This window comes from Hydrogenophaga sp. GW456-12-10-14-TSB4, assembly GCF_059424305.1.
Genome location: NZ_JBWKZH010000006.1, coordinates 85,517 through 106,971 on the forward strand (window position 1 = coordinate 85,517; position 21,455 = coordinate 106,971).

At 67.9% G+C, this 21,455-nt stretch carries 20 protein-coding genes; 12 read left to right on the plus strand and 8 right to left on the minus strand.

What is annotated here, in order from left to right:
* Positions 1-6: 6 nt before the first annotated feature.
* Positions 7-1,122 (plus strand): NAD(P)/FAD-dependent oxidoreductase, encoded by a 1,116-nt coding sequence (locus AC07ZS_RS05225; RefSeq protein WP_494797522.1) that lies wholly within the window; start codon positions 7-9, stop codon positions 1,120-1,122.
* On the opposite strand, the gene AC07ZS_RS05230 is transcribed toward AC07ZS_RS05225, so the two are convergent.
* Positions 1,123-2,214, minus strand: a complete 1,092-nt coding sequence (locus AC07ZS_RS05230) for a quinone-dependent dihydroorotate dehydrogenase (protein ID WP_494797523.1) — start codon at positions 2,212-2,214, stop codon at positions 1,123-1,125.
* Between the two features lie 38 nt (positions 2,215-2,252).
* On the opposite strand from AC07ZS_RS05230, the gene rpiA reads away from it, so the two are divergent.
* Positions 2,253-2,924, plus strand: a complete 672-nt coding sequence (gene rpiA / locus AC07ZS_RS05235; protein ID WP_494797524.1) for a ribose-5-phosphate isomerase RpiA — start codon at positions 2,253-2,255, stop codon at positions 2,922-2,924.
* A 33-nt stretch (positions 2,925-2,957) separates the two neighbouring features.
* Here rpiA and AC07ZS_RS05240 read toward each other — a convergent pair whose 3' ends face one another.
* The 3 genes from AC07ZS_RS05240 to AC07ZS_RS05250 form a co-directional block, all read right to left on the minus strand.
* Positions 2,958-3,608 carry a DUF4124 domain-containing protein gene (locus tag AC07ZS_RS05240; protein ID WP_494797525.1) on the minus strand — a complete coding sequence of 217 codons (651 nt, stop codon included), beginning with the start codon at positions 3,606-3,608 and terminating at the stop codon, positions 2,958-2,960.
* Positions 3,609-3,639: 31 nt separating this feature from the next.
* A complete protein-coding gene (locus AC07ZS_RS05245; protein WP_494797526.1) occupies positions 3,640-5,721 on the minus strand; it encodes a M3 family metallopeptidase in 2,082 nt (693 codons plus the stop codon).
* Between the two features lie 76 nt (positions 5,722-5,797).
* Complete coding sequence (locus AC07ZS_RS05250; protein ID WP_494797527.1) at positions 5,798-6,274, minus strand: YhbY family RNA-binding protein; 477 nt, start codon at positions 6,272-6,274, stop codon at positions 5,798-5,800.
* A gap of 44 nt (positions 6,275-6,318) precedes the next feature.
* Between AC07ZS_RS05250 and AC07ZS_RS05255 the strand changes: the two genes are divergently transcribed.
* The 5 genes from AC07ZS_RS05255 (at position 6,319) to AC07ZS_RS05275 (ending at position 11,852) form a co-directional block, all read left to right on the plus strand.
* The gene (locus tag AC07ZS_RS05255) at positions 6,319-6,990 is read left to right on the plus strand and encodes an RlmE family RNA methyltransferase (RefSeq protein ID WP_494797528.1); all 672 of its coding nucleotides are present in this window, start codon (positions 6,319-6,321) and stop codon (positions 6,988-6,990) included.
* A gap of 142 nt (positions 6,991-7,132) precedes the next feature.
* The gene (ftsH, locus tag AC07ZS_RS05260) at positions 7,133-9,052 is read left to right on the plus strand and encodes an ATP-dependent zinc metalloprotease FtsH (protein ID WP_494797529.1); all 1,920 of its coding nucleotides are present in this window, start codon (positions 7,133-7,135) and stop codon (positions 9,050-9,052) included.
* A 73-nt stretch (positions 9,053-9,125) separates the two neighbouring features.
* Positions 9,126-9,956, plus strand: coding sequence for a dihydropteroate synthase (gene folP, locus AC07ZS_RS05265; protein WP_494797530.1), 831 nt, complete (start codon positions 9,126-9,128; stop codon positions 9,954-9,956).
* Between the two features lie 64 nt (positions 9,957-10,020).
* Positions 10,021-11,364, plus strand: a complete 1,344-nt coding sequence (gene glmM, locus AC07ZS_RS05270; RefSeq protein WP_494797531.1) for a phosphoglucosamine mutase — start codon at positions 10,021-10,023, stop codon at positions 11,362-11,364.
* Positions 11,361-11,852: a GNAT family N-acetyltransferase gene (locus AC07ZS_RS05275; protein WP_494797532.1), complete on the plus strand. Its 492-nt coding sequence runs from the start codon at positions 11,361-11,363 to the stop codon at positions 11,850-11,852. Before glmM ends, AC07ZS_RS05275 begins: the two co-directional genes overlap by 4 nt.
* A gap of 4 nt (positions 11,853-11,856) precedes the next feature.
* On the opposite strand, the gene AC07ZS_RS05280 is transcribed toward AC07ZS_RS05275, so the two are convergent.
* Both AC07ZS_RS05280 and AC07ZS_RS05285 read right to left on the minus strand, forming a co-directional pair.
* Complete coding sequence (locus AC07ZS_RS05280; protein ID WP_494797533.1) at positions 11,857-13,059, minus strand: exo-beta-N-acetylmuramidase NamZ family protein; 1,203 nt, start codon at positions 13,057-13,059, stop codon at positions 11,857-11,859.
* Between the two features lie 10 nt (positions 13,060-13,069).
* The gene (locus AC07ZS_RS05285; RefSeq protein WP_494797534.1) at positions 13,070-13,642 is read right to left on the minus strand and encodes a DOMON-like domain-containing protein; all 573 of its coding nucleotides are present in this window, start codon (positions 13,640-13,642) and stop codon (positions 13,070-13,072) included.
* 162 nt (positions 13,643-13,804) lie between these two features.
* On the opposite strand from AC07ZS_RS05285, the gene AC07ZS_RS05290 reads away from it, so the two are divergent.
* The 5 genes from AC07ZS_RS05290 to AC07ZS_RS05310 all read left to right on the plus strand — a co-directional run bounded on the left by AC07ZS_RS05290 (position 13,805) and on the right by AC07ZS_RS05310 (position 19,351).
* Positions 13,805-14,647, plus strand: a complete 843-nt coding sequence (locus tag AC07ZS_RS05290) for a GNAT family N-acetyltransferase (protein WP_494797535.1) — start codon at positions 13,805-13,807, stop codon at positions 14,645-14,647.
* Positions 14,647-15,564, plus strand: coding sequence for a UDP-2,3-diacylglucosamine diphosphatase (locus AC07ZS_RS05295; protein ID WP_494797536.1), 918 nt, complete (start codon positions 14,647-14,649; stop codon positions 15,562-15,564). Before AC07ZS_RS05290 ends, AC07ZS_RS05295 begins: the two co-directional genes overlap by 1 nt.
* 30 nt (positions 15,565-15,594) lie before the next feature.
* On the plus strand, positions 15,595-16,695 hold the full coding sequence (locus tag AC07ZS_RS05300; protein WP_494797537.1) for a glycosyltransferase family 4 protein: 1,101 nt from the start codon (positions 15,595-15,597) through the stop codon (positions 16,693-16,695).
* A 75-nt stretch (positions 16,696-16,770) separates the two neighbouring features.
* Complete coding sequence (gene ppk1 / locus AC07ZS_RS05305) at positions 16,771-18,849, plus strand: polyphosphate kinase 1 (protein WP_494797538.1); 2,079 nt, start codon at positions 16,771-16,773, stop codon at positions 18,847-18,849.
* Between the two features lie 19 nt (positions 18,850-18,868).
* Complete coding sequence (locus AC07ZS_RS05310; RefSeq protein ID WP_494797539.1) at positions 18,869-19,351, plus strand: SixA phosphatase family protein; 483 nt, start codon at positions 18,869-18,871, stop codon at positions 19,349-19,351.
* Here AC07ZS_RS05310 and AC07ZS_RS05315 read toward each other — a convergent pair whose 3' ends face one another.
* Together AC07ZS_RS05315 and ppx are read right to left on the minus strand one after the other, a co-directional pair.
* Positions 19,352-19,786 carry a hypothetical protein gene (locus AC07ZS_RS05315; RefSeq protein ID WP_494797540.1) on the minus strand — a complete coding sequence of 145 codons (435 nt, stop codon included), beginning with the start codon at positions 19,784-19,786 and terminating at the stop codon, positions 19,352-19,354.
* 97 nt (positions 19,787-19,883) lie between these two features.
* Positions 19,884-21,368 carry an exopolyphosphatase gene (gene ppx, locus AC07ZS_RS05320; protein WP_494797541.1) on the minus strand — a complete coding sequence of 495 codons (1,485 nt, stop codon included), beginning with the start codon at positions 21,366-21,368 and terminating at the stop codon, positions 19,884-19,886.
* Positions 21,369-21,455 lie beyond the last annotated feature (87 nt).

A 21,455-nucleotide genomic window follows, 5' to 3' on the forward strand; every position in this document is an offset into this window, starting at 1 on the left:
TTCGCCATGAGCGCTGTCGAACAGGTGGATGCCCTGGTGGCGGGTGCCGGCGTGGTGGGGCTCGCCGTGGCCCGTGCCCTGGCCCTGGCGGGGCGCGAGGTGATGGTGCTGGAGCGTGAGGCGGACATCGGCACCGGCACGAGCTCGCGCAACAGCGAGGTCATCCATGCCGGCATCTACTACCCGGCGGGTTCGCTCAAGGCGCGGCTGTGCGTTCAGGGCAAGCAGGACCTGTACGCCTATTGCGCGCAGCGAGGCATCGCCCACCGGCGCTGCGGCAAGCTCATCGTGGCCCACACCGCGTCCCAACTGGCGGCCCTGCCGTCGATCATCGAGAAGGCCCGCGCGAACGGCGTGCACGATTTGCAGTTGCTCAGCCGCGAGCAGGCGCGGGAACTGGAGCCGCAGCTGGAGTGCCTGGGGGCGGTGCATTCGCCGTCCACCGGCATCGTGGACAGCCATGGCCTGATGTTGGCGCTGCAGGGCGATCTGGAGCACGCGGGCGGCATGGTGGTGTGCCACGCGGACGTGGCGCAGGTTGCCGCGTCCGGTGCGGGCATCGATGTCCAGACGCTCGACGGCACACGCCTGCAGGCGCGCACGGTGGTCAATGCCGCGGGGCTGGGCGCGTGCGACCTGGCGCGGCGCATTCGCGGGTTGACCGCCGAGCACGTGCCTCGCGCGTGGTTTGCGAAGGGCAGCTATTTCACCCTGTCGGGCCGCGCCCCTTTCGACCACCTCATCTATCCCGCGCCCGAGCCCGACAAGCACCTCGCGGGCCTGGGGGTGCACCTCACGCTGGACCTGGGCGGGCAGGCCAAGTTCGGGCCGGATGTGCAATGGGTCGACCGGGCCGACGATCTGCAGGTGGACCCGGCCCGGGGTGAGGCGTTCTACGCGGAGGTGCGCCGCTACTGGCCGGGTCTGCCGGACGGCGCCTTGCAGCCCGGCTACGCGGGCATGCGGCCCAAGATCAGCGGGCCGCATGAGCCGGCGGCGGACTTCGTCATTCAAGGGCCGGCGGTGCACGGCCTGCCGGGACTGGTCAACCTGTTCGGGATCGAATCCCCGGGCCTCACCAGCTGCCTGGCCATCGCCGACCAGGTCGTTGCGCTGACCTGATCAGCTCTCGGCCTGAGCCTGGGCCTGGATCGCCCGCGCCGATGCCCAGACCAGGGCAGGCCCCTGGTAGATCAGGCCGGTGTAGATCTGCACCAGGTTCGCGCCCGACTGGATCTTGCTCACCGCGTCTTCCGCGCTCATCACGCCGCCCACGCCGATGATGGGGAAGCTCTTGCCCAGGCAGGCGCGCAGCTGGCGGATCACGCGGTTGCTGGCCTGCAGCACGGGCGCCCCCGAGAGGCCGCCGGTTTCCTGCGCGTGCGGCAGGCCTGCCACCGCTTCGCGGCTCAGCGTGGTGTTGGTCGCGATCACGCCGAAGGCGCTGGTGGCCACGCCGTCGCTGTCCGAGCCGTAGCGCATCAGCGTGGTGGCGATGATCTCGACCTGCGTTTCGTCCAGGTCCGGTGCGATCTTCACGAACACCGGGATGCGCCGGCCATGGCGCTGCGCCAGCAGCTCCCGCCGCTCCGCGACCGCACCGAGCAGGGCGTCCAGGGCCTCATCGCTCTGCAGGCTGCGCAGGTTTTGCGTGTTGGGGCTGGAGATGTTCACGGTGACGTAGTCGGCGTGGGGATAGACCCCGTCGAGGCAGGTCAGGTAGTCGTCGGTCGCGCGCTCGATCGGCGTGCTGGCGTTCTTGCCGATGTTCAGGCCCAGCAGCATGGGACTCACGCCGTTCTGCTGGCGAAAGCGCGCCTTCTTCACGTTGGTGATGAAGGCGTCCAGCCCCTCGTTGTTGAAACCCAGGCGGTTGATCAGGGCCTGGGCCTTGGGCAGGCGGAACATGCGGGGCTTGGGGTTGCCGGGCTGGGCCTTGGGGGTCACGGTGCCCACCTCGACGAAACCGAAACCCATCGCCGCCAGGCCGTCGATGCAGCGCGCGTTCTTGTCCAGGCCGGCGGCCAGGCCCACGCGGTTGGGAAACTGCAGCCCGGCCAGCGTGTACGGGTCGTGCACGCGGGGTTCACCATACAGGCAGGTCAGCGGTGAGTTCTGCAGCCGCGCGATGGAGCCCAGGGTGAGTTCGTGGGCGGCCTCGGGGTCCAGGCTGAACAGAAAGGGGCGTGCGACGCCGTAGGGAAGAAGCGACATTGGATAATCCGGCTTGTTGTTCCAACCGATTGTCTCAAATGACCCAAGACGAACTCAAAGCCCTGGTGGGCCAGGCTGCCCTGCAATACGTGACCCCGGGCGACATCGTGGGGGTCGGCACCGGCTCGACCGTCAACAAGTTCATCGACGCACTGGCTGGCATGAAGGATCAGATTCCCGGTGCCGTCTCCAGCTCGGAAGCGTCCACCGCGCGCCTGAAAGCGCTGGGCATCCCGGTCTTCGAGGCCAATGCCGTGGGCGAACTCTCGGTCTACATCGACGGTGCGGACGAGATCGACGGCCAGGGCCACATGGTCAAGGGCGGGGGCGCAGCCCTCACGCGGGAAAAGATCGTGGCAGCGCAATCGCGCCGCTTCGTCTGCATCGCCGACGACTCCAAGCTGGTGAAGGTGCTGGGCCGCTTTCCCTTGCCGGTGGAAGTGATCCCCATGGCGACGGCCCGCCTGGTGCGCCAGTTCGCGGCGATGGGAGCCACCGCGCAGGTGCGGTTGAAAGACGGGGCACCGCTGGTGACCGACAACGGCCAGCACATCCTGGATGTGACAGGCCTGCAGATCAGCGACCCGCTGGCGTTCGAGAGCCAGGTCAACCAGTGGCCGGGCGTGGTGACGGTGGGGGTGTTCGCCCATCAGAAGGCGGGCGTGTGCCTGCTGGGCACGCCGGACGGCGTGAAGACGCTGACGTTCTGAGATGCTGAGCCGGCTGGGAAGGCCGGCCGGTGATCAGAAGCGGATGCCCGCGGGGTTCTGCGGGGGCGGTGTGACCGGCACCTCGGCAGGGGCCGGGGCCTGGGTGGCTTGCGCCCCGCCGGATGCGGCCGCTGCGGCACCCTCGGCAGGCCGCACGGCCACCAGCGGCGTGGCGCCTGGACGGCGGTAGCTGGAGGGCAGGGCGGACTGTTTGGGGTAGCCGGCGGCATCCAGGAATTGCGTCCACTCGGTGTCCGAGTAGCCCTTGATCTGCTGGCCGCCGATGGTCAGGAAGGGCAGGGAGGTTTCTCCGCTGAGGCGCTTGAGCGCTTCGCCATCCTGCACCGTCTCGATCGTTTTTTCGCTGTAAGGAATGCCGCGCGCATTGAGCAGGTTGCGCCCGCTGTTGCACGGGGCGCAGTCCCGGCCGGTGTAAAGCGTGACGGGGTAGCGGCTGCTGACCTGGCGCAGTTCGTAGGGCAGTTGGGCGCCGGCGGATGCGCCGGCGCCGGTGTTGCCCACGGGGCGCACGGGGGCGGTGGCCGGTGGCGGTTGGTCGGAGAAGGTGGTTTTGCCGTCCGGTCCCACGATCCGGTAGACGCCCTGGGCGAGCACCGGGGCGGCAAGCAGGCCGGCCAGCACGGCCAGGGCGAACGGTCGGGAAGTGCGGTGAAGGGCGTTCATGACGGTTCCTATCGGCAGGCCACGGCGCAAATCAAGCCATGCCCTGGTGGCGCAACAGGGCGTCGATGCTCGGCTCGCGGCCCCGGAAGGCCTTGAACGACTCCATGGCCGGGCGGCTGCCCCCGGCTTCCAGGATCGCCTGACGATAGCGGCGCCCCGTGGCGACGTCCAGCGTGCTGTGGCCATTTTGCAGCGCCGCCTCCTCGAAGGCGGCATAGGCATCGGCCGAGAGCACTTCGGCCCATTTGTAGCTGTAGTAGCCCGCCGAGTAGCCGCCGGCAAAGATGTGGCTGAAGGTGTGCGGCGTACGGCTGTAGGCCGGCGGCTGCAGCACGGCCACCTCGTCGCGCACCTGTTGTTGCAGCGCCAGGATGGCCGCGCCGTTTGTGGCCGGCTCGGGCAGGCTGTGCAGCAGCATGTCGAACAGCGAGAACTCCACCTGGCGCAGCGTCTGAAGGCCGCTCTGGTAGTTCTTGGCGGCCAGCATCTTGTCGAACAGCGCGCGCGGCAGGGGCTCGCCGGTGTCCACGTGGGCCGTCATGTGCTTGAGCACGTCCCATTCCCAGCAGAAGTTCTCCATGAACTGGCTGGGCAGCTCGACCGCGTCCCACTCCACGCCGCTGATGCCGGAGACATCGCGCTCGTTCACTTTCGTGAGCATGTGGTGCAGGCCGTGGCCGAACTCGTGGAACAGGGTGATGACGTCGTCGTGCGTGAGCAGCGCGGGCTTGCCGTTCACCCCTTCGGCGAAGTTGCAGACCAGGTGCGCCACCGGCGTTTGCAGCAGACCGGTGTCGGGCCGCAGCCAGCGGGCGCGCACGTCGTCCATCCAGGCGCCGCCGCGCTTGCCGGTGCGTGCGGCGGGGTCCAGGTAGAACTGCCCGACCAGCTCGGTGCCCTGGGGCCCCGAGCGCTCGATGCGGTAGAACGCCACACCCGGGTTCCACACCGGCGCCTGGTCGGGGCGGATGGCGACCTCGAACAGGGTTTCGACGATCTGGAACAACCCGGCCAGCACCTTGGGGGCGGTGAAATAGGGTTTGACTTCCTGCTCGCTGAAAGCGTAGCGCGCTTCCTTGAGCTTCTCGCCGATGTAGGGCCAGTCCCAGGCCTGGGGATCTTTCAGGCCGAGTTCGGTGGCGGCGAATTCGCGCAGGTCGGCCAGGTCTTTCTGTGCGTGGGGCCGGGCCTTGGCGGCCAGGTCGCGCAGGAAGGCGATCACCTGCTCGGGCGACTCGGCCATCTTGGGCACCAGCGACACGTCGGCGTAGTGGCGGTAGCCCAGCAGGCGGGATTCTTCGTGGCGCAGGGCAAGCAACTCGCCCATGATCGCGGTGTTGTCGAATTTGGCGGCCTCGCCGGCCGCCTGGTCGCTGGCGCGCGTGGCGTAGGCGCGGTAGAGCTTTTCGCGCAGCGGGCTGCTGTGGGCGAACTGCATCACCGGCAGGTAGCAGGGCATCTTCAGCGTGAGCTTGTGACCGGCCTTGCCCTCGGCCTGGGCCGCCGCCGCAGTGGCCTGCAGCACGTCGTCGGGCACGCCGGCCATCTCGTCGGTCGTGGCGATCAGCGAAAAGGCGTCGGTGGCGTCCAGGGCGTTTTCACTGAATTTCTGGGCCAATTCGGCCTGCCGCTCCTGCAGCCAGGCAAAACGGGCCTTGGCCTCGCCTTCCAGGGCCGCACCGCCCAGCACGAAGCCGCGCATGGCGTTGTGGTGGGCCTGGGCCTGTTCGGGGTTGAGCGTGGCCGGGTCCATGGCCTTGTACTTGGCGTACAGGCGCTCGTCGGCGCCCAGGCGCGTCCAGAACTCGGTGACCTTGGGCAGCGCCTCGTTGTAGGCCGCGCGCAGCTCGGGGGTATCGGCCACGCTGTTGAGGTGGCTCACCGCGCCCCAGGCGCGCGACAGGCGCTCGGCCGGCACGTCCAGGGTGAGGGAGATCCGGGCCCAATCGTTGGGAAACCCGGGGGCTGTGACTTCTTCGAGTGCGGTGCTCGCGGCCTGCAACAGAAGATCCATGGCCGGACCCACTGCCGCCGGCGTGATGGCGTCGAACCTGGGCAGGTCGCTGAAGTCGAGCAGGGGGTTGAGCGTGGCGGGAGCGGTTCGGTCGTTCATGCGTTCTCAGATGTGGTGGTATGAGGGAAGTTCAAGGCGCCGCCCTGCACGAACGAGTGCCCGAAGGCGGTCGCGGCTACTGGGATTGCGCGCTCTTCTTCACGCTCTTTTTCATGACCTTGGCGCGCTTGACCTGGCCGCCGGGGGTCAGGCGCTGGTTGCCCAGCACGCGCACCACCTTGACCTCGGGGCGCTGGCCGCCGCGCTTGCTGAACTTCAGAACCTTGACGTCGCGCGGGCCCGGCTTGCGGTCCTCGTCGACGACCTTTTCCTTTTCGGGCAGGGGGCGCCAGAGCACCAGCAGCTTGCCGATGTGCTGGATCGGGGCGGCATCGAGCTCGTCGGCCAGGGTCTGGAGCATGGCTTCGCGGGCGACGCGGTCGTCGTTCAGCACCCGGATCTTGATCAGACCGTGGGCCTTGAGCGCGGCGTCGGCCTCTTTCTTCACCGAGGCGCTCAGACCGTCGCCGCCGATGTGGACGACGGGATCGAGGTGGTGGGCCTCGGCTCGGTGGACTTTGCGCTGGGCGGGGGTAAGTGTGATCTGGGGCATGGGACAATTATCGTTTACACAGACCCCGGGCGTCCCTTATGGGCATGAAAGTCAAAACACAGAGCAAGAAGGTCAACAAGGCCTGGCTCAACCAGCACGTCAACGACCCTTACGTGCGCCTGGCCCAGAAGGACGGTTACCGCGCGCGGGCCGCCTACAAGCTCCAGGAGATCGACGAAACGCTGGGGCTGGTCCGACCGGGCCAGGCGGTGGTCGACCTGGGCTCCACGCCCGGCGCCTGGAGCCAGTACCTGCGCCGCCGGCTCAGCCCGAACGGGGCGGCGGTGGGCGAGCTGCACGGCACCATCGTCGCGCTGGACATGCTGCCCATGGAGGCGGTGGAGGGCGTTCACTTCATCCAGGGCGACTTCCGCGAAGCCGAGGTGCTGGCCGAACTGGAGCGCACACTCGTGGACAAGGGCGTGCAGCAGGTCGATCTGGTGGTGTCGGACATGGCGCCCAACCTCTCGGGCATCGGCATGACCGATGCCGCGCGGATCTCCGATCTGGTCGAACTCGCGGTGGATTTTGCCGTTCATCACCTCAAACCGGACGGTGCGCTGGTGGTCAAGCTGTTCCATGGCGGCGCGTACGACCCCATGGTGGCGCTGTTCCGCGAGACCTTTCGCACGGTCAAGGCCGTCAAACCCAAGGCTTCCCGGGACAAATCCTCGGAAACCTTCCTGGTGGGGCTGGGTCTGAAAAAGACCGGCTGAGGCACCACGCCCTTTGGCCATTGATAAAAGTCAACCCTTTGATTGACATTGCCGCGTCATGCCCCAGGGGCATGGGGGCTTGAAAGTCCTAGAATGGGAAACATATGAGCTTGTCAGTCACTATCGTCTCCAGGAGCTGCACTTGAACAACCAGTGGTTCTCGAAAATCGCCGTGTGGATGGTCATCGCCATGGTGCTTTTCACCGTCTTCAAGCAGTTCGACACGCGCTCCGCCGCGGGCTCGGGTTACATGGGGTATTCCGAATTCATCGACGAGGTCAAGGCCCAGCGCATCAAGAGCGCCACCATCCAGGAAGGCCAGGGCGGCACTGAAATCGTCGCGGTCACGCAGGACGACCGTCGCGTGCGCACCACGGCCACCTCGCTGGACCGGGGTCTGGTCGGCGATCTGATCAACAACAACGTGAAGTTCGACGTGCGTCCGCGCGAAGAAGGCTCGCTGCTGATGACCCTGCTCGTGAGCTGGGGTCCGATGCTGCTGCTGATCGGCGTCTGGATCTACTTCATGCGACAGATGCAGGGTGGCGGCAAGGGCGGGGCGTTCAGCTTCGGCAAGAGCAAGGCCCGCATGCTCGATGAGAACAACAACACCGTGACCTTCGCCGACGTGGCGGGCTGCGACGAGGCCAAGGAAGAAGTCAAGGAAGTCGTGGACTTCCTGAAGGACCCGGCCAAGTTCCAGAAACTGGGCGGGCGCATTCCGCGCGGCCTGCTGCTGGTCGGCCCGCCGGGCACCGGCAAGACGCTGCTGGCCAAGGGCATTGCGGGTGAAGCCAAGGTGCCGTTCTTCAGCATCTCGGGTTCCGACTTCGTGGAAATGTTCGTCGGCGTGGGCGCGGCCCGCGTGCGCGACATGTTCGAGAACGCCAAGAAGAACGCGCCCTGCATCATCTTCATCGACGAAATCGACGCCGTGGGCCGCCAGCGTGGCGCGGGCCTGGGCGGCGGCAACGACGAACGCGAACAGACCCTCAACCAGATGCTGGTGGAGATGGACGGTTTCGAGACCAACCTGGGCGTGATCGTGGTCGCCGCGACCAACCGCCCGGACATCCTGGATGCCGCATTGCTGCGCCCGGGCCGTTTCGACCGCCAGGTCTATGTGACGCTGCCCGACATCCGTGGCCGCGAGCAGATCCTCAACGTGCACATGCGCAAGGTGCCGCTGGGCACCGACGTGAACGCCAGCGTGATCGCGCGCGGCACGCCGGGCATGAGCGGCGCCGATCTGGCCAACCTCTGCAACGAAGCCGCCCTGATGGCCGCACGCCGCAACGCGCGCGTGGTGGAGATGCAGGACTTCGAGAAGGCCAAGGACAAGATCTTCATGGGCCCCGAGCGCAAGAGCATGGTCATGCCCGAGGAAGAGCGCCGCAACACGGCCTACCACGAGTCGGGCCACGCGCTGATCGGCAAGCTGTTGCCCAAGTGCGACCCGGTGCACAAGGTCACCATCATCCCGCGCGGCCGCGCGCTGGGCGTGACCATGAGCCTGCCGTCGCAGGACCGCTACAGCTACGACAAGGACTACATGCTGAACCAGATCAGCATGCTGTTCGGGGGCCGCATCGCCGAAGAAGTGTTCATGAACCAGATGACCACCGGTGCGTCGAACGACTTCGAGCGCGCGACCACGATTGCCCGCGACATGGTCATGCGCTACGGCATGACCGACGCGCTGGGCCCGATGGTCTACGCCGAGAACGAGGGCGAGGTGTTCCTCGGTCGTTCGGTGACCAAGACGACCAACATGAGCGAGTCCACCATGCAGAAGGTGGACGCCGAGGTGCGCCGCATCATCGACGCTCAGTACAAGCTGGCGCGCGACCTGATCGAGCAGCACAGCGACAAGATGCACGCCATGGCCACCGCCCTGCTGGAGTGGGAAACCATCGACGCCGACCAGATCGACGACATCATGGCCGGCAAGCCGCCGCGCCCGCCCAAGGACTGGACGCCGCGCAATCCCTCGGTGGGTGGCGGCGGTGGCAGCGGTGGCACCCCGGCGGTGACCACCGATCCGACACCCTCGGCCGCCTGAACGGCGCGGGTTCTTCATGCACACACGGGGCTTCGGCCCCGTTGTCGTTTCTACCGCTCTTTCTCCTTCTCCCATGCGCTGGCAAACCACCCGTTTCGACATCGATCTCACCCGCCCCCGCGTCATGGGCATCGTCAACGTCACGCCCGACTCGTTTTCCGACGGGGGGCTGCACGCGGGCACGGCGGCGGCACTGAAGCATTGCGAGCAGTTGCTGAAGGAGGGCGCCGACATCCTCGACATCGGCGGCGAGTCCACCCGGCCGGGCAGTCCCGCCGTGCCGCTGGACGAGGAGCTGGCGCGCGTGCTGCCGGTGGTTCGGGAGGCGGTGCGTCTGGACGTGCCGATTTCGGTGGACACCTACAAGCCCGAGGTGATGCGGGCCGTGCTCGATGCCGGAGCCGACATCGTCAACGACATCTGGGCGCTGCGGCGCGGCGATGCCTTGCAGGTGGTGGCGTCGCATCCCCGCTGCGGCGTGTGCCTGATGCACATGCACCGCGATCCCCAGACCATGCAGGTGGCGCCGATGGACGGCGATGTGCTGCCCGACGTGATCGCCTTTCTGGCGGAACGTGCCGGCGCCCTGACGGCGCTGGGCGTGGCGCGCGAGCGCATCGTGCTCGACCCCGGGGTCGGCTTCGGCAAGACGGTGGCCCAGAACCTGAGCCTGCTGGCGCGCCAGGCCGAGTTGTTGCCCCTGGGTTTCGACGTGCTGGCGGGCTGGTCGCGCAAGTCCACGCTGGGGGCCGTCACCCGCCATGAGCGCCCGGCAGACCGCGCGGCGGCCAGCGTGGCGGCCGCCCTGCTGGCCGTGGAGCGGGGCGCGCGTGTGGTGCGCGTGCACGATGTGCGTGACACGGTCGACGCCATCAAGGTCTGGCTGGCACTCCAGACGGGCTGAATGGCAGGGCCGCCCGCGATAATGCAGAGATCAAAACGGAACAACAAGAGAGGACAGGAGCAGCATGGCCCGCAAATACTTTGGCACCGACGGCATCCGAGGCACCGTGGGCCAGGCCCCCATCACCCCTGACTTTGTTCTGCGCCTGGCGCACGCCGTGGGCCGCGTGCTGCGGCGCACCGAGGCCCACCCCACGGTGCTGATCGGCAAGGACACCCGCATCTCGGGCTACATGCTGGAGTCGGCGCTGGAGTCGGGCTTCAACTCCGCCGGGGTGGATGTGGTGCTGCTCGGCCCGGTGCCCACGCCCGCCGTGGCCTACCTCACGCGGGCGCAGCGCGCCAGCCTGGGGGTGGTGATCTCGGCCAGCCACAACCCGTTTGGCGACAACGGCATCAAGTTCTTCAGCGCCCAGGGCGCCAAGCAGCCGGACGACTGGGAATTGGCGGTCGAGGCCGCGCTGGAGGAGCCGCCCATGTGGGTGGAGTCGGCCTTGCTGGGCAAGGCACGCCGGCTGGACGACGCGGCCGGGCGCTACATCGAGTTCTGCAAGAGCACCTGTGCCCACCACCTCACGCTCAAGGGCCTGAAGATCGTGGTCGATGGGGCCAACGGCGCGGCCTACCAGATCGCGCCCGCCGTGTTCCACGAACTGGGGGCCGAGGTCATCCGGATCGGTTGCTCCCCCGACGGCCTGAACATCAACCACAACGTGGGCGCCACCCACCCGCAGGCGCTGCTGGAGGCGGTGAAGGCCCATGGGGCCGACTACGGCATCGCGCTTGATGGCGACGCCGATCGCATCCAGATGGCGGACGCCCAAGGGCGGCTGTACAACGGCGACGAGCTGCTGTACCTGATCGTGGCCGATCGCATCGCGCGCGATGAAGACGTGCCGGGCGTGGTGGGCACGCTCATGACCAACATGGCGGTGGAGGTCGCGCTCAAGTCGCGGGGGGTGAAGTTCGTGCGCGCCAAGGTCGGCGATCGCTACGTGCTGGAAGAACTCGAGCGCCACGGCTGGCTGCTGGGTGGCGAGGGCTCGGGCCACCTGCTGGTGCTGGACCGGCACACCACCGGCGACGGCCTGGTGTCGGCGTTGCAGGTGCTGCATGCCTGCGTCGACAGCGGCAAGACCATGGCCCAGCTGCTGGCCGATGTGACGCTGTTCCCGCAGACCCTGATCAATGTGCGCCTCAAGCCCGGTCAGGACTGGAAGACCAACACCTTCCTGGACGAAGAGACGCGCGCGGTGGAGGCCGAGCTGGCCGACACCGGCCGCGTGCTGATCCGCGCCAGCGGCACCGAGCCGCTGCTGCGCGTGATGGTGGAGGCGCGCGATGCGAAGCAGGCCCAGGCCTGCGCCGAGCGCCTGGCCGCTGCGGTGCAGGCGCAGGTGCCGGCGTGATCGCCAGCGCCATCACCACGCTGCGCGCCGACTATGCGAACCCGGCGCACGCGGCGGCGCTGGTCCTGTTGCTCGATGCCTATGCGAGCGACCCTGCGGGCGGCGGGGAGGGGCTGTCGGCTTTCGCCAAGGCGAACCTCGTGCCTGGCCTCGCGGCGCGGCCGCAGGCCTACAGCGTGCTGGCCTTCGACGGCGGGCAGCCGGTGGGCCTGGTCAACTGCATCGAAGGTTTCTCTACGTTCGCCTGCAAGCCGCTGGTGAACGTGCACGACGTGGCGGTGCTGGCCAGCCACCGGGGGCGCGGCGTCGCCGAGCAGATGCTGGCCCTGGCCGAGCAGATCGCGCGCGAGCGCGGCGCGGTGAAGCTGACACTGGAAGTCCTGTCGGGCAACCGGCCCGCCATGCGGCTCTACGAGCGCATCGGTTTTGCCGGTTACCAGCTCGACCCGGCCATGGGCAGCGCCCAGTTCCTGCAGAAGTGGCTCTGAGCGCTCAGTAGAGCAGGTGGGGCCGGCGCGCTTCGGCCCAGGCGGCTTCGTCGGCGGCCGCGGCGGCCTCCAGCACGTCGGGCGCGGCGGACACGTCGTCCACCCACTCGCGCAGCAGCGGCCCACCGTTGATGAGGTCGATCGCCAGGCGGTCGTGTTCGTACTCGTAGGCGAAATCGCGCCACAGGGGATAGTCCGGCGCCTGCAGCCGCAGGGCCCGGAACGCCAGCGCCTGCAGGCGCCAGGGCTTGAAGGCGGCATGGTCGTAGTGCGCCGGGTCTTCCACGTGGATCTGAACGCCCGCGCAGAGCTGCCCCACATGCTTGTGGAAGGTGGGCTCGAAGAAGCACTCGCGCAGCACGCAACCGTGCAGCCACTGCGGGGCCAAATTGCGCATGTCGGCGATCAGGCGGCGGGTGTCGATGCCGGGCGCACCGAAGAGCTCCAGGGGGCGTGTGGTGCCTCGGCCTTCGCTCAGCGTGGTGCCTTCGAGCATCACGGTGCCGGCGTACGCGCGCGCCATCGAGAGGTTGGCCGCGTTCGGGCTCGGGTTGACCCAGGTGCGGCCTTCGGGCCAGCCGTACCCCGGCGACGCGTCGGGCTGCCAGCCGGCCATGGTGATCACGCGGTACTCCAGCTGCAAGCCCAGTGTGGCGATGAACCAGTGGCCCAGCTCGCCCATGGTCATGCCATGGCGCATGGGCATGGGGCCGGCACCCACGAAGCTCTCCCAGCCTTCGCGCAGCGTGAGGCCTTCGATGGGGCGGCCAGCCGGGTTGGGGCGGTCGAGCACCCACACCGCCTTGCCGTGTCGCGCGGCGGCCTCCAGCACGTAGCGCAGCGTGGTGATGAAGGTGTAGATGCGGCAGCCGAGGTCCTGCAGGTCGACCAGCAGCACATCGAAGCTGTCCATCATGGCGTCGGTCGGTCTGCGCACCGTGCCGTAGAGGCTGAGCACCGGGATGCCGAGTCGGGGGTCGTTGTAGTCGGGCGACTCGACCATGTTGTCCTGCTTGTCGCCGCGCAGGCCGTGTTGCGGGCCGAAGGCGGCGCTGAGCCGCACGTCGGGCAGGGCGGCCAGGGCATCCAGCGAATGGGTCAGGTCGCGCGTGACCGAGGCCGGGTGCGCGAGCAGGGCCACGCGCCGGCCTTGGAGGGGCGCGCGCAGGGCGGGGTCTTGCAGAAAGCGTTCAAGGCCGAATTGCATGGGTCTGGGTTCAGGGCAAAGGCGCGGCCAGTCGCAGGGTACGGCCGTCGCGGTGGTGGAAATCGGGACGCTCGTGCGGGTGGTGCAGCGCCCAGTAGCTCAGGCGGCCGTCGAGCTCTTCGATCACGGCGCTCAGGCCCAGGCACAGGGTGGTCGGGCTGCGGGGCAGGGCGCCGGTCGGCAGGCGAGCGGTGAGTGTGAGCGTTCGGGCGGTGGTGCGGGCCTGCGGCGGTGGGAGCCGCACCCGCTCTCGGGCTTCGGCGGGTTCGTCGCGCTGGCGCTCGGACGAAAACCGGTAGGCGGCCCACTCGCTCGACGGCGAGAAATTGAACTCGCGGTAGGCGGTTTCGCCGTCGCCAGCCACAAAGGCCTCCAGGCAGGTGTGTTGCCAGAGGCCGTCGGTGGGCACGGGCGCAGCGGGCGCCGGGATGCGCAGTGCCGCGGTGTTCCCGCGCAGCGTGTAGCGAAGCCGCAAGCCGTCCGCTTGCGGGCGGACCTCCACCGCCACGGACAGCACCACGCCGCACGGGGTGGCGGGATGGCAGCGCAACTGCGCGCGAAGAGGGGCTGGGCTGAGGCTCACAGCTCCGTATTCTGGCAGGCCCCCAAGGGGGCGGCCTCCTGTCATCAAAACTTCATGCGATTGCCATGGGGCCGACACCCGTGGTTCGCACACTGCCTGTTCATGACCACAGCTTCATTCCACTCCGCACCCCCGTCGGGTGCTCTGTCCCGGGAGCCCGCCATGAAAGAACTGCCGACCCCCACGCTCGACCTGTCGCTGGTCTCGTTGCCACGGGGGTCACTTCATCCCCGCTCCCTTCTCCCGACTGCGCCGGAACCGGTCAGCGGCGGCATCGCCGTCTCCTGGGCGCGGCATCTGGACGAGGTTCGTGAAGCGCAAAAGCTGAGGTTCGACGTGTTCGCCACCGAGATGGGCGCGCGCCTGCCGCAGCAGGTGCCCGGCCACGACGTGGACCTGTTCGACGACTTCTGTGAACACCTGCTGGTGCGCGACGCCGCCAGCCAGCGCGTGATCGGCACCTACCGCGTGCTGACCCCGGCGCAGGCCAAGCGCGTGGGCAGCACCTACAGCGACACCGAGTTCGACCTCACCCGCCTGCGTGCGGTGCGCGAGCGGATGGTGGAGCTGGGCCGCAGCTGCGTGCACCCCGACCACCGCCACGGCGGCGTGATCATGGCGCTGTGGGGTGCTCTGGCCGAGTTCATGGTGCGCAACCAGCTCGACACCATGATCGGCTGTGCCAGCATCCCGATGCAGCACGAAGGCCCGCACGGCATGGTGGGTGGCGGCCATGCCGCCGCCAGCATCTGGCGACAGGTGAAGGCGACGCATCTCGCGCCCATCGACTGCCACGTGCGGCCACGCCTGCCACTGCCGATTGAGCAACTCGACGACACACTCGATGTGGAGCCGCCCGCGCTGATCAAAGGCTACCTGCGTCTGGGCGCCAAGGTGCTGGGCCCACCGGCTTGGGACCCGGACTTCAACGCGGCCGATCTGCCCATGCTGATGCGCATTTCGGATCTGCCGGCGCGCTATCGCAAGCATTTCCTGGGGGCCTGATGCGAGCCGCGCTCGACGTTCTCGGCGGCTGGGCGGTCAAGTCCGGCCTGCCGCAGGCCGGTGGCGTCTGGGCCGCCGACGGCGGCGGCGACGACGACACCCACGAGCCCTCCGAACGTGCCCGCTACCGGGCCGTTTTCATTTCCGACCTGCACCTGGGCACCGCGGGTTGCCAGGCGCGGCCTCTGCTGGATTTCCTCAAGCACCATCCCAGCCACACCCTGTACCTGGTGGGCGACATCATCGATGGCTGGCAACTGCGCCGCAAATGGTATTGGCCGCAGGCGCACAACGACGTGGTGCAGAAGCTGCTGAGGCGCTCGCGCAAGGGGTGCCGGGTGGTGTTCGTGCCGGGCAACCACGATGAATTCGCGCGGCAGTTCGACGGTCACAATTTCGGCGGCATCGAGGTCGCGAATGAGGCCGTGCACACCACGGCGGACGGCCAGCGCCTGTGGGTGGTGCACGGCGACCATTTCGACGGCGTGATCCAGTGCGCCAAGTGGCTCGCTTACCTGGGCGACAACGCCTACGAACTCACGCTGCGCCTGAACCGGCACCTCAACTCCCTGCGCGCCCGCCTCGGCCTGCCGTACTGGTCGCTCTCGCAGTACCTCAAGCACAAGGTCAAGAGCGCATTGAACTATGTGACCGACTTCGAGCGCGCGGTGGCCGCCGAGGCCCGTTCTCGCGGTTACCAGGGCGTCGTCTGCGGTCACATCCACCGGGCCGAAATGCGGCACATCGACGGCACGCTGTACTGCAACGACGGTGACTGGGTGGAGAGCCTGACCGCCCTGGTCGAACACCTGGACGGGCGCCTCGAACTCGTGCAGTGGGGCACGGGGGACGCAACGGCGGGTCTGCCCGTGGAGGAGCGGTCACCGCAGCCGCACGCCGAGGGACAGCCGTCCTGAGATATCCGGCACGAGTGGGAGACGCATCGCATGAAGATTCTGATCGTGACCGACGCCTGGCAGCCGCAGATCAACAGCGTGGTGACCACCCTGGTGGAGCTGGCGCGGCAGCTCCAGGCGAGCGGCCATGAGGTGGTCGTGATTCACCCGGGTCAGTTCCGCACATGGCCATGCCCCGGTCATCCGGGCGTCGATCTGGCCCTGTTTCCAGGCCGTCGCCTGCGCCAGTTGATGGACGCGGCCGAGCCCGATGCGATCCACATCGCCACCGAGGGCGCGCTGGGCTGGGCCGCGCGGCGCCACTGCCTGCGCCGCAAGCTCGCCTTCACCACCGCCTTTCACACCAAGTTTCCGGAGATCCTGCACGCGGCACTGCGGGTGCCCGTGTCCTGGGGATATGCGCTGCTGCGCCGCTTTCACCGCCCAAGCAGTGGCGTGATGGTGCCGACCCAGGGCGTGCTCGACATGCTCAAGGCCCGCGGCTTTCGCCACTTGCGCGCCTGGACGCACGGCGTGGACACGCACCTGTTCTCCCTGACGGACCCACCCACCGCCTACGCGCCGCTCGGGCCGCTGGCTCACCCGGTCAGCCTGTACGTGGGGCGCATTTCGCACGAGAAGAACCTGGATGCCTTTCTGCGCCTGGACGTGCCCGGCAGCAAGGTCGTGTGTGGCGTCGGGCCGCTGGCGTCGGCGCTGCGCCACCGCTACCCGAACGTGCACTGGCTCGGCCTGTTGCCCCGCCATGAGCTGGCGCAGGTGTATGCGGCGGCCGACGTGTTCGTCTTTCCTTGCCGCAGCGAGACCTTCGGCCTGGTCATGCTCGAAGCGATGGCCTGCGGCGTGCCGGTGGCCGCCTACCCGGTGGATGGTCCGCTGCAGGTGGTGGGTGAGAGCCGCGCCGGTGCCCTGCGCGAAGACCTTCGCGACGCCTGGAGGGATGCGCTGAAAGTCAAACGCCATGAGGCGCGGGACCGTGCCCTGCTGTTCGGATGGGGCAGGGCGGCGACGCTGTTCGTGTCCCATCTCAGCGTGTTGACCCGGCCGCGCCGGCAGAGGCCTCCGGTTCGCGGGACGAAGGCGGTGGATGGCGCTGTGTTGTCACACAAACGTCATCCAATCGTTGAATAATCGACACATGGTGAGCCACGGACCTCCGGCCGGGAGCGGCGGGCAGCGGGCGAACCCTCGATTCCAGCGGCATCCATGAGCGGCAACACCCTGAACCAGAAGCACCTTCTTCTTGACCGTGATCACAGCATCCTCGCTTTCAACGAGCGGGTCATGGACTGGGCGCGCCGGCCGGACGTGCCGCTGCTGGAGCGCCTGCGCTACCTCAGCATCGTCTCCAGCAACCTGGATGAGTTCTTTGAAGTCCGCGTGGCACCGCACCTGACGGCTGCCCGGGCCAACGAGCAGCGCGGTCTGTACACCTCGCAGTCCTACGAGGAGCTTTCGGACAAGGTGCATTCGCTGGTGGCCCAGCAATACGCGATCTACAACGACGAGTTGTTGCCGCTGCTGGAGAAGAAGGGCATCAAGCTGATCTCGCACGGCGAGCGCAACCAGCGCCAGCGCCGCTGGGTCAAGGAGTTCTTCACCAAGGAAGTGCAGCCGCTGCTGATGCCGGTGGGACTGGACCCGGCCCACCCGTTTCCCCAGGTGGCCAACAAGTCGCTCAACTTCATCGTGCGCCTCACCGGGAAGGATGCCTTCGGCCGCGAAAACGAGATCGCGATCGTGAAGGTGCCGCGCATCCTGCCGCGCTTCTTCCGCATGCCACCGGTCAAGGGTTCCCGGCAGACGCACTTCGTCTCCATCTCCAGCCTGATCCGCTCGCACCTGAACGACCTGTTCCCCGGGCGTCAGGTGACTGAGTTCTCCCAGTTCCGCGTCACCCGCCACTCCGATCTGGCGGTGGACGAAGAGGAGGTGAAGAACCTGCGCACCGCCTTGCGCAAGGGCTTGCAGCAACGCCACTATGGTCAGGCCTTGCGCCTGGAGGTCTCGGCCGGCTGTTCGGTCCACCTCTCCAACTTCCTGCTGGAGCAGTTCGCGCTGCCTGAGCGGGCGCTGTACCGCGTGCCCGGTCCGGTCAACCTGGTGCGGCTGAACCAGTTGATCGACCAGGTCGATGCCCCCGCGCTGCGCTTCGAGACCTACAACGCGGGCTGGCCGGCCCAGCTCACGCCGGGGCAGTCGTACTTCGAGCGCCTGCGGCAGGGCGACGTGCTCATCCATCAGCCCTTCGAGAGTTTCGATGCGGTGCTCGGTTTCCTGCGCGAGGCCGTGGAAGACCCGGATGTGCTGGCCATCAAGCAGACCATCTACCGCACCGGCGCCAAGTCGGAGCTGATGAACCTGCTGCGCGAGGCGGTGCGCCGCGGCAAGGAGGTGACGGCGGTGGTGGAGCTCAAGGCGCGCTTCGACGAGGAGGCCAACATCAACTACGCCGAACGGCTGGAGTCTGTGGGCGCCCAGGTCGTCTATGGCGTGGTGGGGCTCAAGACGCACGCCAAGATGCTGCTGGTCACGCGGCGCGAGGCCAGCGGCCTGCGCCGCTACGCCCACCTGTCCACCGGCAACTACAACCCCGGCACGGCGCGCCTCTACACCGATCTGAGCTACCTCACGGCCGACGACGCGCTCACCGCCGACATGGAGCAGATCTTTCTGCATCTGGCGAGCCAGAACCGCCTGCCCAAGCTCAACAAGGCCCTGATCGCCCCTTTCCACCTGCACAAGGCCATGCTCGACAAGGTGGAGGCCGCCGGTGCCGCCGCCAAGGCCGGGCAGGAGGCGCGCATCGTCCTGAAGATGAACGCGCTGACCGACGAGCCGATGGCACGGGCCCTGGCCGTGGCCTCGCAGCAGGGCGTGAAGATCGACCTGATCATTCGGGGCGCCTGCATCCTGCCCGCCCAGGTGCCGGGCTTCACCGACAACGTGCAGGTGCGCTCGGTGATCGGGCGCCTGCTGGAGCATTCACGGGTGTTCTACTTCCGCACCGGCGAGGTGGAGGAACTCTGGCTGTCCAGCGCCGACTGGATGAACCGCAACATGCTGCGGCGCATCGAGCTCGCCTGGCCCGTGACCGACAGCGCGCTGCGCCGCCGCATCATCGACGAATGCCTGCAGGCCTACCTGCACGACACCAAGGACGCCTGGCTGTTGCGGCCGGATGGCAGCTACACACCGGCAGGGGCCGTTGGCAACGGCCGCAGCCGCACCATGCTGCATTCGGCCCAGGCCAGCCTGATGGCGCTGCATGGCAGCAAGGGGTGACATCATGGAGGGCAGCACCATGGACCTGATTCTCTGGCGGCATGCGGAAGCGCACGAGCACCCTGACCCGCTCACAGGGCGGCCGGGCGATGCACAGGACATGGCGCGGCGCCTGACCCCGCGCGGCGAAAAGCAGGCCACCCGCATGGCGGCCTGGCTGGACCGGCAACTGCCCGACGGCGCACGCGTCTGGAGCAGCCCGGCCATCCGCTGCGAGGAGACGGTGCTGGCATTGGGCCGCAAGTTCAAGCTGCGCGAAGCGCTCTCGCCCGATGGGGATCCGCTGGCCTTGCTGGAGCTGGTCCAGTGGCCTCGCGGCAAGTCGCCCGTCGTGGTGGTGGGGCATCAGCCCACGCTGGGGCGCGTGGTGGCCGGCCTGCTGGGCATGACCGAAGAAGACTGTTCGGTGAAGAAGGGGGCCGTGTGGTGGCTGCGCCACCGCGAGCGCGATGGCGTGGGCCAGACCGTGGTGGTCACGGTGCAGACACCTGAGCTGATCTGATCAGGCGGCCTTCTTCGCGGGTGCCGCACGGCGAACCGTCGGGCGCTTGACGGGGGCCTTGGGCGCGGGCGCGGCCTTTTTCGCCACAGGCTTCTTGGCTGCGGGCTGGACGGGCGCTTTGGCCGCGGGCTTGACGGCTTTGGGGGCGGCCGGCTTTGCCGCGGGCTTAGGGGCCGCCGGGTGGTCGGTCACGGCCGGGCGACCCGTCTTGAGCGTGGGCACGGCCGCCAGCGCCGCCTTGTAGGCCGCATCGTTCAGGCCTTGCAGCACCATCAGACCGGCGCGCAGCAATTCGCTCTTCTTGACGCTGGTGCCCAGTGCGATCGCGCGGGTCTTGAGCTGTTCGATGGCCGCGAATTCGGTCTTGGGGATGGTGAAGCTGTCGCGCACCAGCTTGGGTTTCTTGGGGCTGGTTTTGCTGCTCTGACTGGCCATGAATGCACTCCGACAATGAAAAAAGGGGTCGGAGTATAAACCGTATATACCGTTTTCTGTCTACCTTGAAATGGTGACAGCCTTGTGACGACCGGCGTTACCGGATGTCCGCGGTGAACTTCCAGGCCGACTTCTGCCAGGCCACGACTTCTTCGCCGAGCAGCCAGGCTGATTGCGGGTAGCGCTTGGCCCAGCCCGGGTTGGTGGAGACCTTGAAGGCCCGGGGCTTGTAGCTCAGCTTGACCGACTGGTACTCCGGCATCTGGCGCGCATGGCAGAGCAGCACCGCCAGCCGCAGCGCCATGAGCTGCTTGGCGAACAGCTCGTCCATCAGCGCCTCTTCGAGTTTGCGAAGCTTGCCGCGCTGCCCCATCACCAGCTGGCTCATGCGGTGCAGTTCGGGGAGAGAAAAGCCTGGGGCATCCACGTTGTCCAGGATGTAGGCGCCGTGGTGGTGGGAGCGCTCGTGCGAGATGTGTGTGCCGATCTCATGCAGGCGAGCGGCCCAGGCCAGCTTCTGCGAATAGCGTTCGTTCTGGGCGTCGAGTGCCGCGATCTGGGAGAAGAGGGCGGTGCTGACTTCACTGACCCGCTGGGCCTGGAGCCCGTCGGTCGAGAAACGCTGGGCCAGCCAGCGCACGGTGCGCTCGCGCACGTCGCCGCCGTCGGTATCGCGATCGATCAGGTCATAAAGTGCGCCATGGCGCAGCGCGCCCTGGGCCGGGAGCATCTGCTCGATGCCGAAGAGGTCGAAGATGGCCCGCAACACGCTCACGCCACCGCCGATCACCGGGCGGCGGTCGTCTTTCAGGCCTTCCAGGCGCAGTTGGTCGGCGCTGCCGGCCTTGATCATCCGCTCGGTCAGCCAGTCCAGTCCGGTGCGGGTGACCACGCCGGAGGCCCAGCCGTTGGCCGCCAGCATGTCGGCGACCGCACCCACGGTGCCCGAGGAGCCGTAGGCGACGGTCCATTCCGGTGTCGGAAACTTGTCCAGCGCCTCGTCGATCACCGCCTTGGCCGCCACTTCGGCGGTCTTGAAGGCCGCGGCGGTGAACTGGCCGCGCGGAAAGTAGCGCGTGGACCAGGCCACGCTGCCCAGCCGGTACGACTCCATGGCGTGTGCGGTGTAGCCCTGGCCCAGGATCATTTCGGTGGAGCGCCCGCCGATGTCGACCACCAGCCGCTTTTCGTCCGAGTGGGGCAGCAGGCGGGACACGCCCTGGTAGATCAGGCGCGCCTCCTCGTGGCCGGAAACGACGTCGATCGAGAACCCCAGGATGGCCTGGGCATTGCGCAGGAATTCGTCGCGGTTCTTGGCCTCACGCAGGGTCTGTGTGGCCACGGCCCGCACCTGTTGCTTCTTGAAGCCGTGCAGCCGCTCGGCGAACCGGGCCAGGCACTCCCAGCCGCGCTCCATGGCCGCCTGGCTGAGGTTCTTTTCCTCGTCCAGCCCGGTGCCCTGGCGCACGGTTTCCTTCAGGTATTCGATGCGTTCGATGTGGCCCGAGTGGTAACGGCCGATCTCCAGCCGGAAACTGTTGGAGCCGAGGTCGATGGCGGCGAGGAGGGTTCCGTTTTGCATGCGAGACGACGGCTGTGGGCCGAGGGGTGGCCCCAGGGGCTGGATTGAGCGGGAAAACCCGGATTGTGACGCATGACCGTGACACCC